General features: G+C 58.4%; 11 protein-coding genes. 2 read left to right on the top strand and 9 right to left on the bottom strand.

What is annotated here, in order from left to right; all coding sequences use genetic code 11:
• Positions 1 to 35 precede the first annotated feature (35 nt).
• From BLU48_RS15945 to BLU48_RS15980, 8 genes are all read right to left on the bottom strand, one after another.
• Positions 36 to 2531 (bottom strand): phosphoketolase family protein, encoded by a 2496-nt coding sequence (locus tag BLU48_RS15945; RefSeq protein ID WP_057023575.1) that lies wholly within the window; start codon positions 2529 to 2531, stop codon positions 36 to 38.
• Positions 2532 to 2590: 59 nt separating this feature from the next.
• Entirely contained in the window at positions 2591 to 3823 is a 1233-nt protein-coding gene (locus tag BLU48_RS15950; RefSeq protein ID WP_231988974.1) for an acetate/propionate family kinase, read from the bottom strand.
• A 32-nt stretch (positions 3824 to 3855) separates the two neighbouring features.
• The gene (locus tag BLU48_RS15955; RefSeq protein WP_057023574.1) at positions 3856 to 4893 is read right to left on the bottom strand and encodes a zinc-dependent alcohol dehydrogenase family protein; all 1038 of its coding nucleotides are present in this window, start codon (positions 4891 to 4893) and stop codon (positions 3856 to 3858) included.
• Between the two features lie 142 nt (positions 4894 to 5035).
• On the bottom strand, positions 5036 to 6040 hold the full coding sequence (locus BLU48_RS15960; RefSeq protein WP_057023573.1) for an Lnb N-terminal periplasmic domain-containing protein: 1005 nt from the start codon (positions 6038 to 6040) through the stop codon (positions 5036 to 5038).
• A complete protein-coding gene (locus BLU48_RS15965; protein ID WP_082636658.1) occupies positions 6037 to 7926 on the bottom strand; it encodes an esterase/lipase family protein in 1890 nt (629 codons plus the stop codon). The genes BLU48_RS15960 and BLU48_RS15965 overlap by 4 nt, the downstream gene beginning before the upstream one ends.
• Before the next feature lie 112 nt (positions 7927 to 8038).
• Positions 8039 to 9163: an ABC transporter permease gene (locus tag BLU48_RS15970; RefSeq protein WP_057023571.1), complete on the bottom strand. Its 1125-nt coding sequence runs from the start codon at positions 9161 to 9163 to the stop codon at positions 8039 to 8041.
• 1 nt (position 9164) lies between these two features.
• Positions 9165 to 11921, bottom strand: a complete 2757-nt coding sequence (gene rbbA, locus BLU48_RS15975) for a ribosome-associated ATPase/putative transporter RbbA (RefSeq protein WP_057023570.1) — start codon at positions 11919 to 11921, stop codon at positions 9165 to 9167.
• The gene (locus BLU48_RS15980; protein WP_057023569.1) at positions 11918 to 12988 is read right to left on the bottom strand and encodes an HlyD family secretion protein; all 1071 of its coding nucleotides are present in this window, start codon (positions 12986 to 12988) and stop codon (positions 11918 to 11920) included. Before BLU48_RS15980 ends, rbbA begins: the two co-directional genes overlap by 4 nt.
• A 424-nt stretch (positions 12989 to 13412) precedes the next feature.
• Here BLU48_RS15980 and BLU48_RS15985 point away from each other — a divergent pair, with 424 nt between their 5' ends.
• Positions 13413 to 14057 (top strand): TetR/AcrR family transcriptional regulator, encoded by a 645-nt coding sequence (locus tag BLU48_RS15985; protein ID WP_057023568.1) that lies wholly within the window; start codon positions 13413 to 13415, stop codon positions 14055 to 14057.
• A 175-nt stretch (positions 14058 to 14232) separates the two neighbouring features.
• Complete coding sequence (gene glgP, locus BLU48_RS15990) at positions 14233 to 16755, top strand: alpha-glucan family phosphorylase (RefSeq protein WP_057023567.1); 2523 nt, start codon at positions 14233 to 14235, stop codon at positions 16753 to 16755.
• 187 nt (positions 16756 to 16942) lie between these two features.
• On the opposite strand, the gene BLU48_RS15995 is transcribed toward glgP, so the two are convergent.
• Complete coding sequence (locus BLU48_RS15995) at positions 16943 to 17584, bottom strand: TetR/AcrR family transcriptional regulator (RefSeq protein ID WP_057023566.1); 642 nt, start codon at positions 17582 to 17584, stop codon at positions 16943 to 16945.
• Positions 17585 to 17589 lie beyond the last annotated feature (5 nt).

Genomic DNA, 17589 nt, shown 5'->3' on the forward strand with positions numbered 1-17589 from the left:
AGCTCTAAAATGGAATTAAATGACTCTGAACAGGGTCACGCATCGGTGAAAGTCTGCCCGCGCGCCTGGCCTTTGGCCAAAGGCGATGGGGACTGTGGCTGCGTGAAGTCGGCGGTCCAGTGCCAGTTGCGGATCTTGGGCATGTCTTCGAAATGCTCGCGGATATAAGTGTGATGACGACGCAATTGGTCTTCAAAATAACTCATCGCGTCCAGGCTGCTGGACCGCAGCCGGGGCACATGTGACAACGCATCGATTGCCAGCTGATACCGGCTCATATTGTTCAGAACGACCATGTCGAACGGCGTTGTAGTGGTCCCGCGATCAGAGAAACCCCGCACGTGAAAGCGCGCTTCATTCGCCCGCCCGTGCACCATGGAATGAATCACCCAGGTTGAACCGTGGAAGGCAAACATCACCGGCACTTCGCGGGTGAACAGCGCTTCGAATGAAACATGGTCCATGCCGTGTGGGCGATCGTCGGGACTGGCCAGAATGCTCAAATCGACCACGTTGACTAAACGAACGCGAATACCGGGTACGTGCTTCTGCAACAGCCACGAGGCCGCTACCGCTTCTGTCGTTGGCACATCTCCGGCGCAGGCCAGCACGATATCCGGCTCCGCCGCGCCGTCATTGGTGGCGAAATCCCAAATCGATGCGCCCTGCGAGCAGTGCTTGAGAGCCTGATCGAAATTCAGCCACTGGAAATCCGGCTGCTTGCCGCAGGTGACGACGTTCACGTAATTGCGACTGCGCAAACAATGGTCGAAGACGTTGACCAGACAGTTGGAATCAGGCGGGTAATAGACCCGCACGACGTCGGAGCGGCGTTGCAGGACGTTGTCGACGAAACCGGTCGATTGATGGCTGAAGCCGTTGTGATCGTTGCGCCACGCGTGGCTGGTCAGCAGGATGTTGAGCGAGGCCAGCGGCCGCCGCCAGGCGAAATCGCGGCATTGCTGCAACCATTTGGCGTGTTGCGTCACCATGGAATCGACCACTTGCGCAAAGGCTTCGTAGGTCGACCACATGCCGTGGCGGCCGGTCAGCAAATAGCCTTCCAACCAACCTTCGCACAGATGCTCGCTGAGTACCTCCATGACTCGGCCGTCGCGCGCCAAGTGGTCGTCGATGCCCAGCAACGGACCCGCGGCGGTTCGATCGGTGGCCTCGAAGACCGCGTTCAAGCGGTTCGAGTTGGTCTCGTCCGGGCCGAAGATCCGGAAATTATGCGGGTTGGTACGAATGACATCGCGCAAATACTCGCCCAGCTTGCGAGGCGCCTCGGCGATCACCTGGCCTGGCCCCGGGACGTGCAGGCCGTAGTCGGCGAAATTAGGTAAATCCAGCGCCGTGAGCAGTCGACCGCCATTGACGTATGGCACCGCGCCGAGGCGCAACGGCGCGGGTGGCGTCAGCGCCTGCAGATCAGCGACCAGGCAGCCCTTATCATCAAACAGCGTGTGCGGCTGGTAGCTGCGCATCCACGCCTCCAACTGCGCCAGATGGTCAGGATTCTGCACGACATTGGCCAGAGGCACCTGATGCGCGCGGAACGTGCCTTCCACCGGCAGGCCATCAACGACTTTCGGGCCCGTCCAGCCTTTGGGGCTGCGCAGGATAATCATCGGCCAGCGCTGGGGCGAAGTGTCGCCCTGCTCCCTGGCCTGCTGTTGAATATGCCGGCCCTTTGCATAGGCCGCATCAAGCGCTGCCGCAAAACGCTGGTGCATGCCAGGCACGTCTTCCCCGGCGACGATCAGGGGTTCGTAGCCACGCCCACGGTACAGCTCGATGAGGTTCGCATCGGTGGTACGCGCCTCCACCGTAGGCCCGGATATCTTGTAGCCATTGAGGTGCAGGATGGGTAATACCGCCCCGTCGCGGCGAGCGTCGAGGAAGCGCACGCTCTTCCAACTGCCCTCCAAAGGGCAGGTTTCGGCTTCGCCATCGCCAATAACGCAAGCCACCCACAAATCCGGATTATCGAATACGGCACCGAATGCATGCACCAGTGAGTAGCCGAGTTCGCCGCCCTCATGCAACGAGTTGGGCGTATGCGGGCCACAATGACTGGGGACCCCGCCGGGCGTGGAAAAACTGCGGAAAAAGCGCAGCATGCCCGGCTCGTCCGGGGTGATGTCCGGATGAACGTCGCTGTAAGTCCCCTCCAGCCATGCACAGGCGTTGAGTGTCGGCCCGCCGTGGCCCGGCCCCGATATGTACACCATGGACACTCGCTGTTCGCTGATCAGCCGGTTCAGGTGAACATAGATAAAGTTTTGCCCTGCTGACGTTCCCCAGTGCCCCAGCAGCCGTGGCTTGATGTGCTCGGCCTGCAAGGGTTCGCGCAACAACGGGTTGGCCTTGAGGTAGATCTGCCCGACACACAAGTAATTTGCGGCTTGCCAATACCGATGCATCCGGTCGAGCAACTCTGGCGCCAGCGGACCGCCCGCCTCGGGCGTTATCGGGCTGACGTGGTTTGAATCATCGGCGCTGGAAAACGCTGGATTGAAGGTATACATAGCGACTCCACGAAAATATGACGATGGAAAGCGTCCGGCAAAACGCCAGAGGCTCGCGGTCAATCCGGGTTGCTGTCGAGCAACGGTGTCGGTAAAAGCTTCAGGGTGTACCGGGCGATTACCCGGTCTTCATCGGTAGGGATCATCCAGGCCCTGACCGGGCTGTGGGATCGCGAAAGACGCGAAGCGGATGCTTGATTGGCCTCTTCGTCGAGTTCGAGCCCCAGCCAGGCACACCCGCGCAGGATAGCGGCGCGCACCGGTGCTGCGTGTTCACCGATGCCGCCGGTGAAGACCAATGCGTCCAGCCCGCCCAGCACGGCGGCAAAGCTGCCTATTTCCCGGACCACGTTGTGAATGTACAGCGACACTGCCTCACGAGCGGCCACCTGATCACTGGCCAACAGGGTCCGCATGTCGCTGGCAATGCCGCCTGATACGCCCAGCAAACCACACTCGTGATACAGCAAGTGTTCAAGCGCTTGCGCGGACATTGCGCGCTCGCGCATCAGGTACAACAAGATGCCAGGGTCGAGGTGGCCCGGTCGGCTGCCCATCAGCAGTCCGTCCAGCGTCGTGAACCCCATGCTGGTGGCACGACTGCGCCCATTATGCAGTGCACACAGACTGGCGCCGTTGCCCAGGTGCGCGACAATGGTTCGTCCCGCAGCAGCAGCACTGTCATAGTCGCCGAGCACTCCAGCGATGTACTCATAGGAAAGCCCATGAAAGCCGTAACGGCGCACGCCTTCCTCAGTCATTCGTCGAGGCAAGCCATAAAGAGTTTCAAGCGGGTCAACGGTGTGATGGAAAGCCGTGTCGAAGCAGGCCACCTGAGGTAATCCAGGGTACTTGGACGCGAGAAAGCGAATCGGCGCCAGGCACAGCGGCTGGTGCTGCGGTGCGATGGGGGTGAGCGCCTGTAGCTCGATCAGCAAGGTCTCATCGACCAGTGCGGCGACTTCCTGACGGAGGCCGCCATGCACCACGCGATGTCCGGCGGCAACCAACGGCGCGCCGGTGCGAGCTTCGATCCACGGCAGTAAACGCTCCGGGGCGTCGCCATCTTTCGCAGGCAACGGCCAGCGTTCCTCAGCGGCTTTGCCCGACCTGTCGGTAAACGACAGCACCCACTGCTCTTCCCGCCGTTCCAGGCTGCCCTGCCCCTGAGCCAGTGGTTCGCCCTGCTCATCGGGGTTACCGTGATAGAGAGAGAACTTCAAGCTCGAGGAGCCGGCATTGAGCACCAATAAGGAACCGCCCATCGCAGCGGGGAAAGCCTGGGTTGCCATTCGCAGCTCCTGAAATCCTGGGTGGGCGTGTCTTACTGGCTGAGGATGACCTTCATCGCTTTCTCCTGGGCGGCATTGCCGAAGATTTCATATGCCTGAAGGATGTCATTCAAGGCAAAGCGATGAGTGATCAACTGGCTGGCGTCGATCTTGCCGGCTTGCACGGTCTTGATCAGCATCGGCGTGGTGTTGGTGTTAACGAGCCCCGTGGAGATGTTGATGTTCTGAATCCATAGCTTCTCCAGGTGCAACTCCACGCTCTTGCCGTGTACCCCAACATTAGCAATATTGCCGCCGGGCGCGATCACCGACTGACAGGTATCGAACGAAGCCGGAATACCCACCGCCTCAATCGCGACGTCCACACCGACGCCATCGGTCAATTCAAAGATACGCTCGATGGCGTTTTCGGTCTTGATGTCGATCACGTGGGTGGCACCAAAACGCTGTGCCACCTCAAGGCGATTGCTATCACCGTCGACCATGATCAGCGTAGCCGGTGAATAAAATTGAGCCGTCAACAATGCAGCCATGCCCACTGGGCCTGCCCCGACAATCACCACGCTGTCGCCAGGCTTGACCTTGCCGGCAAGCACGCCGATTTCAAACCCGGTCGGCAAGATATCGCTGAGCATCACCAGGGCTTCCTCATCGGCACCGGCGGGAATCGGATAAAGACTGTTGTCGGCGTGTGGAATGCGAACGTATTCCGCCTGAGTTCCATCGATCATATGGCCAAGAATCCAACCACCGTCCGCGCAGTGGGAATACATCTGGCGGCGGCAATTGGCACAACTGCCACAAGAGGTGACGCAGGAAATCAGCACATGGTCGCCGGGCTTGAAATTACGTACGGCCGAACCTACCGTCTCGACAATGCCCACCCCTTCATGGCCAAGCGTTCGGCCCGGCGTTACCGCAAGGACATCGCCCTTGAGAATGTGCAAGTCAGTGCCACATATCGTCGTGTGCAGCAGGCGAATAATGGCGTCAGTAGGTTTATCGATGAGCGGGGTAGGTTTGTCAGTCCAGACTTTAACGCCAGGGCCTTGATAGACGAGGGCTTTCACAATGTCTTCCTTTATCCGATGGGCCATCAGTATGGGACGCACGTGCTGGACCGGTGGCCTTCTTCGAGGCGCTGATTATTCCCTGCCCCGCAAAGTAAAGGCCGGACCGATTAAATCATCGACCGTTGAATAAATCAAAGGGTTACCAACCCGGCACGCCCTCTCGGATCCGCAGGGAAAAAGCCGTGTCCGATTCGGACTTCGCCCGCTCGGTGATGCGACCGGCATCACGCAACGCCTGAAGCGAATAACCTGGCTGCAAGCCTCCAACATCGTAAACGTAGCCCGGCAGGTAACCGGTCAGAAGCAAACGGTAGTCCATCGGCAAGCCTGCGACGATGGTGTTCATCATGTCGAAGACAATGCTGGTGCAATTGGCAGTCACGGTATTGTAGAAGCGCGGGTGATTCAGCAAATCATTGGTTTGTTCAACGTACGACAACAACAAGGCCTTGCGCTGAGGGGCTGACAACGCAACGCGATAGAGATAATCGTCCTCCCCGCGCACATTGGTCCTGACCCGCAGCGCGTCACGTTCGTCAGTCGCTAGAATGCTGACTTCATACTGTTTGAAAAAACCGGCGATCGCAGAATAACTCTCGCCCTTCTCTTTTCGGGTTTCGACGCTGAATAACAAAAATCGACCGTCATCGAAACCGAACGACACCATGATGTGAGCGATAGCGGGCATTCCCCAGTACGAAGTGATCACGTCCACCGAAGCCAGGTGATCCAGGTCGTACTCACGTGCCTCCCAACGGATCTGGTAATTGTCATCCGTTTGCCACTCGAAGTTGCGCACATTGCTCATGGTGAGCGTGTTGCCATTGAGTTTGCCGGAGGTCATTCGCGCAACGTCATCTGCCCAGATTCGCTCGTTCGACGGTATGAACTTGCTCCACCAAACGCCAATACTGGCCAGCAGTACGACGTAACCGAGAACGGCGCGCAACGGCCGTGCGCTCCACGTCAGTACGACCAAACCGACGCCGCATAGACACCAGACGAAGATCAAGGCGTTACAGGCCCACGACGGCAGTGCAAGTCGATAACTCAGCGCTAATGTACCCCAGGCGAGAAAGCCCCCGCCTGCCAGGGTCGCCAGGCTGCGCAGCAGTATGCCGATAAGCTTGCGTGCAACGCTCATTTTCGAACCCCCACCGGCTCTTGCAGGCTTTGAAGATGCTGCTGAAGAATTCGCCGGATCTCGATAATTGCCTCGGGGGTATCCTGAACGCTATGCCCCGAGGGCACTATCTTTTCCGATTGGGCGCCCGCCAGATGGCTGCTGCTGTAGGGCACCACACCGTCATCGGACAGGGTCGGTGCCAGAGAGGGCGTGTGGTTACCGATGATGCTGTGATATTGCACCCCAGGTGAGATGGGCAAGTCTGCAACCGCCATTACGAATGGATCGCGGTCACTCAAGTTATCGATGCTGTTCAGCGGCCGGGCCATGGCCGCAGAGGATGCGCTACCAGGCACCACCAGCAATTGCGCGAGCTGCTTGAACCGGTCAAGCACCGACACCGGTAACTGCACAAGCCCTGCAGCCCATCGCGAAATGCGGTTCTCGGCAAATGGCGTCCCTCGGTGCGGTGCGGCGACGAAAATCGCGCGGCTGACCTGCGGCAAAGGGGTGAATTGCAAAAACGGGTCGAGGTTGCTGTGCGCGGCCGCTAATTGTTGGTCATTCATTTTGTACTTGGAGAGCAAGGCATCCCCTACCCCCGTGCCCGACGTCGACACCATAAGACGGGACAGAACACCGCCCATGCTATGGCCTACCAGGACCACATCGTGACTGGCCCGTGCGGTTTGATCGGGATCGAAATGCTGCAGCGTCTGCTCAATGACATTACGGATCGTGGCGTTGTTCAGCGCCAAAGGCAGGTTGGTCGGATAATACAACTGCCAGACCTGATAATTGCGCCGCAGGTTTTCATCACCGAGCACTTCATTGGCAACGTTGATCCACGCCTCGGGACTGCTTGCCAGGCCGTGCAACATGATCACGACATGGCGGTCGGGGTCGTAGGGCTGCAACAGGTATAGATGAGGCTTTTTCAGGACCTCCCCCTTGCCCACCAGCGTGAGCAATGACTGGCGGGCAAACCCGGAGCGCGCAAGCCACAAACCATAGCCCGAGGTGAAATTAGCCGCCAACGGCGTTTCGTTGCCGGCAAGCTTCACAGCGTCCTGCCGGTACGGGTCATAGGCCAGCAGCTCGACCTCGTCGGTGGTCAAGACTTGCTCAAGGGTTTGACCGGGAAAGCGAGCGACGGCGGTCAGGGCCGGAAAAGGCGTCTCGCTCCAGGGCTGTTCGTCACTGTCGCTGTTCACCACCTTTTTCGCGGTGACCGCCACCAGTTCGGCTCCGACCCCGTCACGGCGATACTGATTGCGCAGCCCGGCAAATGACAGGGACGAGGCCGGAATTAGTCCCTGAGGCAAGGAACGCTCGTTGGCCAGACGTACATTTTCCATTCGCCCGAACACCGTCCAGCGACCTGCGCGCAGTCGGAAATTCCCCTGGTCGTCTTCGGCCTTCGGCGGATGCCCCCGATACCGTTCGAACAACTCGCTGAGCGCTTGCTGAACGGAGAAGTTGTAGTAATCGCGGACCTGAGACTGACGATCCTCCAATGCTCTCTGACTGGGTGTTCTTGCGGTCATGAACAGATAGGCATAGGCATAACGCGCGCTTTCCAGAAATGCGTCGGTACGCGGTTCGGCACTTAACGAGCTGTGTGCATGTTGGGCCTCTTGTAGCCACAATTCAGACAGCGTGGCAAGACGCTGTTCCTCACCCAAGCCAGTGTTATTACGCACCTGTTCACGGCAGTCTTGTGGGGCCTCGTCGCAGTGTTTTTCTTCGACACCAGCAACTTGCAAAGCGGTGCGCGCTGCCGCGCTGAGCTGCCCTGACGTCAGCACGTCGCCACGCCGAAGCGAGAGATAATCGCGATTATCGATGGTGTTGACCTTAACCCCGGCACAACCACCCGCAGCCATCACGAGTAAGACCAACATGGCGCCCGGCCAAACGCGAGCCGAACCCTTCAAATGATGCAACGACACAAAAAAACCCTTACTGGTGAAAACGACAATCCGAGTGTCTGCTCTGCTTGGGTAAACGTAGCTATCACGCCATCTGGCTGATCGTTTTGCGAAAGCGCGAAAGCGAAATCGCAAACAACACCGAGCCGATGATGAGTAACGTCACGAATGTTGGCCACACCACCATCACCCCTGCCCCGCGATAAAGAATCGCCTGACTGAGCTCAACGAAATGGGTGGTAGGCGCTATCAGCATGATGTTCTGGACGAGTTCGGGCATGCTCTCGCGTGGCGTGCTGCCGCCTGAGAGCATTTGGAGCGGCAGCAGTACCAAAATCATCAACATGCCGAACTGAGGCATGCTTCGCGCCAGTGTCGCCAGAAATATGCCCATGGACGTAGTCGCGAACAGATGCAACGCGGCCCCGGCCAGGAATAATAGGATGGAGCCCTCGATCGGCACATGCAGCACGCCCTGCACGATGAATATCAACGACAGCGCAGCGGCGGTAAGTACCACCAGGCCCATCGACCAGACTTTGGCCAACATGATTTCCCGAGGTGTCACCGGCATGACCAACAGATGTTCGATGGTGCCGTGTTCACGCTCACGAATCAGCGCTGCGCCGGTCAGGACAATGGACAACATGGTGACGTTGTCGATGATCTGCATCAACGCGCCAAACCAGGCGTGTTCAAGAGAAGGATTGAACCGCATGCGGGTGACCAACTCCACAGGCAGGGCCTGAGCCCCGCGGTATCGCTGCACGAACTCGGTGATTTCGCCATTGATCATTTGCTGGATATAACCGCTGCCAGTGAAGGCCTGGGACATGCGGGTCGCATCCACGTTGAGTTGGATTTCCGTCTCCCGGTTCGCCAGCACATCGCGTTGGAAGTTTGGCGGGATAGTGAGCGTGAACGTGTAGTCACCTGCGTCCAGGCCGGCATCAACCTGCTCCAGGGAGATCATCACCGGCGTAGTAAACTGCGGTGGAAAAAAAGCCGAGGCAATGCGTCCGGATAATGGCGATTGGTCTTCATCGACGATGGCTATGGGTGCCATGTGCAGCACGTCCGGCTGAGCAGTTGCGGCGGTGTAGACCGAAAAGGTAAAGGTGTAGATGATCAACACCAGCATCGTCGGATCCCGGGCCAGGCTCCACAGCTCCTTGATTCCCAGCCGGTAGACATTCTTGAGCGACTGCATGTCAGCGATCCTGTTTCTTGAGCAGGGCAACCGTCAGCATCAGAATCAACGGCACGGCGACCAGCAGCGGCCAGAACTCGTTATGCAGGTCATCGAAACCCAGGGATTTACCGAATACGCCGCGACTGATATTGAGCATGTGCGTCGCCGGATAGACTTCACCCACGAATCTGGCCGCGCCCTCCAGCGACGACACCGGGTTGAGCAGTCCGGCGAACTGGATAGCCGGGATCATGGTGCCAATCATGGTGAAGAACATCGCAGCGATCTGGCTGCTGGTCAGTGTCGAGGCCAGCAAGCCGATCCCGGTGGCGATGACGTTATAAATCAACGCGGCCAGCAGCAGAGTCATGAAGCTGCCTTTGACGGGCACATCGAACAGCGTGACCGCCATCAATGTCATCAGCAGAAAGTTGATCATCGCCAACGCCACATACGGCAGCTGCTTACCCACCAAGAATTCGGTTCGCGTCACCGGCGTGACATATAAATTGATGATCGATCCCAGCTCTTTTTCCCGGACGACCGACAGCGCCGTGAGCATGGCGGGCAGCATAAGCAGCAACAGCGGAATGATGGCCGGGACCATGGCGGGCAGGCTTTTGACATCCGGGTTATAGCGAAACCGGGTCTGGATGCTGAACGAACTGTCGCTAACCGCTGTGCCCAGGCGATGCAAGGCCTGATCCTGCAGCCATGTCTGGTGCATGCCCTGTACATAGCCCAGTATCGTCTCGGCCCTGGACGGCATCGCGCCGTCAATCCACGCCGCAATCTGCACCGGTGCTCCCCTCTGCAGATCGCGCCCGAAACCTGGCGGTATCTCGATGGCCAACGTGATCTTCGAACTGCGCATGCGCTGGTCCAGATCCTGATAGTCGGCCAACGGCAGCATCTCCTTGAAATACCGCGAGCCGGAAAGGTTGAGCGCATAGTTGCGGCTCAGTTCGGTCTGGTCATGGTCCAGCACGGCATAACTGAGGTTTTCCACATCCATACTCAGACCGAAACCCATCACCAGCATCAACACCAGTGACCCTATCAGGGCCAGCGTCGCACGCACGGGATCACGTTGCAGTTCCAATGCTTCGCGCCACAGGTAGCTGAACATGCGATTGACGCTGAAACTCGGCTGACCCGCGGAATTGGACGGCTTGAGATTGACCGCAGGTGAAGGGGCCTTCGCCGGCTCTTCTTCCGACTTGCCTGCTGCCTCTTGCAAGTAAGCGATGAAGGCCTGCTCCAGTGAGCTGGCTCCACGCTGCTCAACGATATTGCCAGGCGTATCGCTGACCAGCACCTTGCCCGCGTGCATTAACGAAATGCGATCGCAACGTTCAGCCTCGTTCATGAAGTGGGTGGAAATGAAGATGGTCACGCGATCGCGCCGGGACAGCTCGATCAGCAGGTTCCAGAAGCCGTCGCGCGCAATCGGGTCGACGCCTGAAGTCGGCTCATCGAGAATCAGCAACTCGGGCCGATGAACCGTCGCAACCGCCAGAGACAGGCGCTGGCGGATCCCCAGCGGCAGACTTTCTGGAAGACTGCCCAGCACCTCGCCGAGGCTGAAGCGTTCGGCAAGCTCGTTGATCCGCGGGCCGATCTGCTCTTCAGGCATTTGGAACAGCTGCGCGTGAAGTACCAGGTTTTGCCGAACGGTAAGCTCGCTATAGAGCGAAAACGCCTGCGACATATAACCGACTCTACGTCGTGTACCGATGTCGTCGGGGTCGACTTCGCGTCCAAACAGACTTGCCGTGCCCTCACTGGCCGGCAACAGCCCCGTCAGCAACTTCATGGTGGTGGATTTACCGCAGCCGTTGGAGCCAAGAAAACCAAAGATTTCGCCGCGGCGAATACGGAAACTGACATGATCCACCGCCACGAAATCACCGAAGCGAATGGTGAGATCCCGGGCTTCAATAGCGATCTCGGGTTCAGCGACGTTCTCCAACGGTTCGATATGCACCGGTTGGTGACCGCGACGCTTTTCCTCCGGCAGCAAGGCGATAAACGCCGCTTCCAGATCCAGGGATTGGGTACTGGCCAGCAATTGCTCGGGCGAACCGGTCGCCAACACCGTGCCGGCGTCCATCGCGACCAGCCAGTCAAAGCGCTGCGCCTCATCCATGTATGCGGTGGCAACAATGACGCTCATTCCTGCCCGTTGCTGCCTTATGCTACCGATCAGGTCCCAAAACTGGGCCCGCGCCAGAGGATCCACGCCGGTGGTAGGTTCGTCCAGAATCAGCAGATCAGGGTCATGAATCAACGCGCAGCACAGGCCCAGCTTCTGTTTCATGCCGCCTGACAACTTGCCGGCTGGACGGGTGAGGAATGAGTACAGCCCTGTGCTGCGGGTCAGGTCATCAATACGGCGACGGCGCTCCGCGGCGTCATGGCCAAACAGTCGGGCGAAAAATTGCAGGTTTTCCTCGACCGAAAGCGTCGGGTAGAGATTCTTGCCCAATCCCTGTGGCATATAGGCAATACGTGGGCAGACCCGATTGCGATGGGCAACCTGGCGCATATCGCCGCCCAGCACGCTGACCTGGCCCTGCTGTATCGCCTTGGCTCCCGCCAGAAGCGACAGAAGGCTGGATTTACCGACACCGTCCGGGCCGATGAGCCCGACCATTCGGCCTGCGGGAATATCCAGAGTAATGTTGGCTAATGCCTGGGTCTTACCGTAGGTCAGCACTACGTCCCTGACGCTGGCGACGCCAGGCAACGGATCGCCTTGGGGTTCGTCCGTCATTTAGAAACTTTCACAGCCAGTTCAACTGGCCAGTCGGCTTGCGGGTCAAGCTTGACCCAGGCCACACCGGGCAGACCGGTCTTGATCTGTGTGAGGTTGCGCAGCAAAAGGTCCCGATCGATCTGCGCCTTGACACGAAACATCAGCTTCTGACGTTCGCTGGCCGTTTCAACGGTCTTCGGGGTGAATTGTGCAACGCTGGCGACGAACGAGACCTTCGCCGGTATGACGTACTGAGGTGCGGCATCGAGAATGATGCGGATATCGCTGCCCAGCGCGACCCGCCCTGCCACACTTTCCGGGAGAAAAAACGTCAGGTACACGTCGGAAAGATCGACCAGGTTGAGTACCTTGCCGCCCGCCGCCAACACTTCGCCCGGCTGAGCGACGCGGTACTGAACGCGCCCGGCGCGTGGCGCGACCAGCTGGCTATCGGTGATGTCGGCCTCTATTCGAGCAATCGTGGCCAGGCTCGCCGTCACCGCCGATTGCGCGCCCACGACCTCGGCTTGAGCAGCCTCAATATTGGCTTGAGCCGCTGCCACCTGAGCCTGAGCCGCCTTCAGTGTCGCCTCGGCGCTTCGTACGTTCGCTCGGTCATCGTCATATTGCTGAGTCGACAAAGCGCCTTCACGGGACAACATTTCGGAACGTTTCAGTCGGCGCTTCATGGCGTCAAGTTCGCTTTCGCGTTGAGCGATCAGCGCCTCGGCAGCCAATTTGTCGCTTCGACGTACCAATACCTGTGCCTTGGTGCCCAACACGGTGTTGATCGCCTGCTGATGCTGAGCGGCAGCCTCGTCACGCTGAGCCGTAAGCGTCTGGATTTGCATGCTTGCCAACATCTGTCCGCGTTCGACGAAGTCACCCTCCTGCACCAGGATGTCATCCACACGACCCGCAAGTTTTGCCGAGACATCCACTTCGGTGGCCTCGATACGCCCGTTCCCGCTGACAAACCCATCGCCAAACCCGACAGGGTTCAAGGCCTTCCACATAAACCAGCCTGCAACCAACACAACGACGACGCCCAGGGGCACTAACAGCTTATTGCCAGGTACTTTCATGAATAACGACCTTAGTCCTTGGGCTTTACGTTCAATTCAGGCGTTCGGCAGCCATAGCGAAGTGGCCTGGTCTGCGCTTGTGCGGCGTACAAAGCGACTCGGCTGCAATGCATGGGAATAGGTCCGCCCACTGAATCCCCTAGCGAGTTCAAAAGTGTTCGATTCGCGCAACGGCAACGCGCAAGTCTCAAGCAATATCCGTTTCCAGCTGCAACGAGCGAATGTGGCTGCGAATTCAGGTCGGGAGTTGGCTGCCCCTGAAACGACAGCGGGTCAGCCTCGTTTCGGGCCCTCAACAGTGAGACGCCCCCACGATCCGGTGCTAGGATTAGCCCACCATGAAAATTAATTCATCGAGCGTTGATTAAAGCGTCGCTTCGACGCACATGTCAACCAATCCGTCTAGATCAGGTATATCCACCGAATGCCCAACGAGCTCACCAAACGCCGAGGCAGGCCGCCCAAAGCCGACGAGGTCAAACCCGATGCCATTCTGCGGGCGGCATTGACGTGCTTTGCAACGCACGGTTTCGAAGGTGCCAGCCTGCGGCGTATCGCTACCGCGGCGGACGTCGACGTGGCCTTGATCGCGCATCGCCATGGCGCAAAGCTGGATCTGTGGAAAGCAGTCGTGGATGACATAGCAAGTAAATTTGTCCTGGAACTGAGTCGATCACGAAGTCCCGCCGAATTCGCCGATGGAACGTCCATGGACCGACTTCAGCTTGCGATTGACCAGATGATCGACTTTTCAGCAGATGCACCGGAAATGTCGATGTTCGTCATAAAGGAAATCGCCCAGAGGGATGAAAGATTCCACTACGTCTATGAGCGCCTCATCAGGCCCGCACAAGAGGTCTTGCTGCCAACCGTTGAGCTCGCAATCGCTGATGGCTTTCTTGAAAACGTTGATCCCGAGCTGTTTTTCTATAATGTCTCCGGTGCTATTGCCCTGACAGTTTCGATGCGCTCTTTGGTCGGACAGCTCGACGGTAATGCATTCAGTTCTGAACATTTTTTGCCCGGCATGAAATCGCTATGGAGATCACTTCTTCAGCGGGAAATTTGAATACGCAAGCTGCATGTGCAACCTAATCGTCGGTCATCACAGGCGACACACTCAGGCGTTTACGCCGTCAATGCAACGGCGTGCATTCGGTTCTTCCGAGCCGTGAGACAGGAGAAATAGTTCAACACGCGTAACCGCCCTTTACCAAGCTAGTGACACGCACCGGAGAGGCTTTATGGCGCTGGAAAAAAGTATCGAAAAGCTGCGCATGGACCTGGATGAGCTGGCATTCGACCTGAGCATTACCTGGTCGAGTTTGAACGACATGATCTGGCGGCTAATGGACAATGATCTATGGCTGCTCAGCCGCAATCCTTGCCTGGTGCTATCCAGTGTCAGTGACGATCACAGTGAGGGGTTGCTGCGACAGCCGACGTTTCGTGCGCAGTTGCAGGCGCTGTCGCAGACCCGCTACGACGAATTGAACACGCCAGGCTGGTTTCACCAAAGCCATCGGCAAGAACAAGCCTGCTGCATCGCGTACTTTTCCATGGAGTTCATGCTCAGCGATGCACTGCCCATTTATTCCGGCGGGTTGGGAAACGTGGCCGGGGATCAGCTCAAGGCGGCCAGCGATCTAGGCGTGCCGGTCACGGCGGTAGGCATGCTCTGGCAGCACGGTTACTTTCGTCAGGAGTTCGACAGCCAGGGACATCAGCAAGCGTTGTACCCGGTCAATGACACCCGACAGATGCCCGTAAGGCCGTTGCTCGATGGCAGCGGAAACCCGGTGCGGCTGGCCTGCCATTTCCCCGGTTGGACCATCTGGTTACGTGGATGGCAAGTCAATGTCGGACGTAACCGCCTGCTGTTGATCGACACCAATGACCCGGCCAATCCGCCGCCAGTGCGCTTGATCGCCGGCGAACTCTATGGCGGCGATCTGGAAATGCGTCTGCGCCAGGAACTGGTTCTCGGCATTGGCGGCTGGCGTCTGCTGGAGGCCGCCGGCGTCGAACCGGACGTGCTGCACCTTAACGATGGCCATGCCGCATTTGCAGTGCTGGAGCGTGCGCTCAGCTATCAGCGCAAACACAATGTCGACTTCGAGGTAGCCCTGACAGCCACTCGTGCAGGCAACCTGTTCACCACCCATACGCCGGTCACCGCCGGCTTTGATCGTTTTCCGCCAGCGCTGATCGAAAAGTACCTGGGCCATTACATCCAGCAGGAGCTGGCACAGCCCGTGGCACGAGTGATCAGTCTTGGTCAGGAACAGCCCGGAGTGCCTGATTCGCCATTTAACATGGCTTGGCTTGCCGGTCGTGCCGCGGGGGCGATCAATGCAGTGAGCGAACTGCATGGCGCCACCAGCCGACGCATCTTCGAACCGCTGTATCCGCGCTGGCCAGCGGCGGAGGTACCCATCGGCCATGTCACGAACGGCATTCATCTGGCGACCTGGATAGGCGCCGATGCACTGGAGGCCTGGAAACACTGGCATAAGGGACAACCCAGCGGGGGTGAACCGGAACTGAGCGCCGAGCAGGCGCTGAGCAGCTTCAGTGATCAGGACCTCTGGAATATCCGCCGCCGGGCCCGGAGTGCATTGCTGGACTATAGCCGTGATCATCTGGCTCGTCAGCGAGCGATTCATGGAGCATCGCTGCAACAGATCGACGCGTGTCAGCAGTGGTTCGACCCCGATATTCTGACCTTGGGTTTTGCCCGCCGCTTCGCCACCTACAAACGCCCCAACCTGTTGCTGCATGATCCACAACGCTTGCTCAATCTGATCCAACATTCACGATGGCCGGTCCAGTTGCTGGTAGCAGGCAAGGCGCATCCTGCAGATCTGCAGGGCCAGGCAATGCTCGCTCAATGGCATGCCTTCATTCGCGACACCGACAGCCAGGGGCGCATCGCCTTTCTCGACGATTACGATATGCGTGTGGCACAGCATCTGGTAAGCGGTGTGGACGTCTGGATTAACACCCCAAGGCGTCCATGGGAGGCCAGCGGCACCAGCGGCATGAAGATCCTGGCCAATGGGGGTCTGAACCTGTCGCAACTGGACGGTTGGTGGGCAGAAGCCTATGAGCCAGGGCTGGGTTGGGCCATTGGCGATGGTAGCGAGGAGCCCGAAGCCGATCCGGGTGCAGATGCCAGGGACGCTGAACAGCTATATCAACTGCTGGAAAACGAGATCATTCCGACCTTCTATGAGCACGACGCCGATGGACTGCCTCGGCGCTGGATCCAGCACATCCGCAGTAGCATGAGCAATCTGGTGCAGGAATACTCCGCCGACCGGGCGGTACGCGAATACACCGAGCGCTACTATCTGCCAGGCGCCCTCCGCTACCGTGAGCGGACGAAAGAGCGTAGTGCCGTGGCGAACCTGTTGAGAGATCGACTCACGTCCCTGGATGAACATTGGGACGAGATTAAGATACTCGACACTCGGATCACCCGCGGGCCGGCACTGACGTACAAGGTGGAAGTGGCAATCGATACTGGCGCTCTACCCGTAAATGCTCTATGCGTACAGTTGTATGCGGAGCAACGCGGTCATGCGCCCGCGCAAGTGCTGGACATGACGCTCAAACCGGCCGATGAGCATGCCCAGACGCGGCTCTACGTTGTGGAGGCGCGCGGTGACCGGGAGATAGAAGACTTCACTGTCCGCATCATTCCCGGCAGCGAATATGGCCTGGCGGTGCCATTGGAAAGTCAACGGGTTCACTGGGCAAGCTGACACCAGGCAACGACGCGGTACTGCAGTTCTCCGAGAAGGCCCGACCGAAGCACGAATCGTTGGATTACGGTTTCCGCCGATGGTCTTCTATTCACCGTATGCCTGTACGGGACAATCCACCTTCCGGGATTGCGGCACACATCAGACTCACGACGGCATTCGGTACACCCATGTTTTGGGCGCACATCTACCCAGTTACTTTATGAAGTCCTTCCAGGGCTTTCAGGTAAGCGGTCAGAGCTCTCGGAAGCTCTTCAATCAAGATACGCCTGGACAACGCATTATTTTCCTGCGCGATCTGAAAGGCGCCCATGGGCAGCCCTATCAATGCCAGGACGTAAGTTTGGCGTGCCTCGGCAGTCACATCTGGCAATCGGATCTGAAGCACCCGTGCGTATATGCCTTCGATCCGCAGGCGCAGATCAGGGTTACTCAAACGATAAGTGCCATCGAGCGGAAAGATTAATGAAACCAGGTCCCGATGCTGCTCGGTATAGCGCAGGATCGGAACGATCAGTCGAGCGATAACGCCCTCTGCGCTTTCGTCGACCCAGACACTGTCGTCGATGGCCATCAATTCGTCCGTAATGACCGCCAGCGACTGTATATGGCGTTCACCCAACGCTTCCAGCACTCGCTGCTTGTCTGAAAAGAAATGATAGAGCGAGCCAATCGATGTTCCAGCTTCTCGGGCAATGCCATGCATCGTCACCTGGGCGGCACCTTCGAGCAGGATCAAACGGGCGCAAGCGTCCAATATCGCCGATACCCGCTCGCGGCCGCGGGCTTGCTGAGGGGGACGGGATGAAGAGGGTTTCTTGTCAGTCATGGGAG

This window comes from Pseudomonas synxantha (assembly GCF_900105675.1).
GTDB classification, from domain to species: domain Bacteria; phylum Pseudomonadota; class Gammaproteobacteria; order Pseudomonadales; family Pseudomonadaceae; genus Aquipseudomonas; species Aquipseudomonas synxantha.

Excerpts from the sequence above, each read along its gene's own strand:
- BLU48_RS15945 (WP_057023575.1), bottom strand. The coding sequence starts at position 2,531 with ATGTATACCTTCAATCCAGCGTTTTCCAGCGCCGATGATTCAAACCAC.
- BLU48_RS15950 (WP_231988974.1), bottom strand. The coding sequence starts at position 3,823 with ATGGCAACCCAGGCTTTCCCCGCTGCGATGGGCGGTTCCTTATTGGTG.
- BLU48_RS15960 (WP_057023573.1), bottom strand. The coding sequence starts at position 6,040 with ATGAGCGTTGCACGCAAGCTTATCGGCATACTGCTGCGCAGCCTGGCG.
- BLU48_RS15965 (WP_082636658.1), bottom strand. The coding sequence starts at position 7,926 with ATGTTGGTCTTACTCGTGATGGCTGCGGGTGGTTGTGCCGGGGTTAAG.
- BLU48_RS15970 (WP_057023571.1), bottom strand. The coding sequence starts at position 9,163 with ATGCAGTCGCTCAAGAATGTCTACCGGCTGGGAATCAAGGAGCTGTGG.
- rbbA (WP_057023570.1), bottom strand. The coding sequence starts at position 11,921 with ATGACGGACGAACCCCAAGGCGATCCGTTGCCTGGCGTCGCCAGCGTC.
- BLU48_RS15980 (WP_057023569.1), bottom strand. The coding sequence starts at position 12,988 with ATGAAAGTACCTGGCAATAAGCTGTTAGTGCCCCTGGGCGTCGTCGTT.
- BLU48_RS15985 (WP_057023568.1), top strand. The coding sequence starts at position 13,413 with ATGCCCAACGAGCTCACCAAACGCCGAGGCAGGCCGCCCAAAGCCGAC.
- glgP (WP_057023567.1), top strand. The coding sequence starts at position 14,233 with ATGGCGCTGGAAAAAAGTATCGAAAAGCTGCGCATGGACCTGGATGAG.
- BLU48_RS15995 (WP_057023566.1), bottom strand. The coding sequence starts at position 17,584 with ATGACTGACAAGAAACCCTCTTCATCCCGTCCCCCTCAGCAAGCCCGC.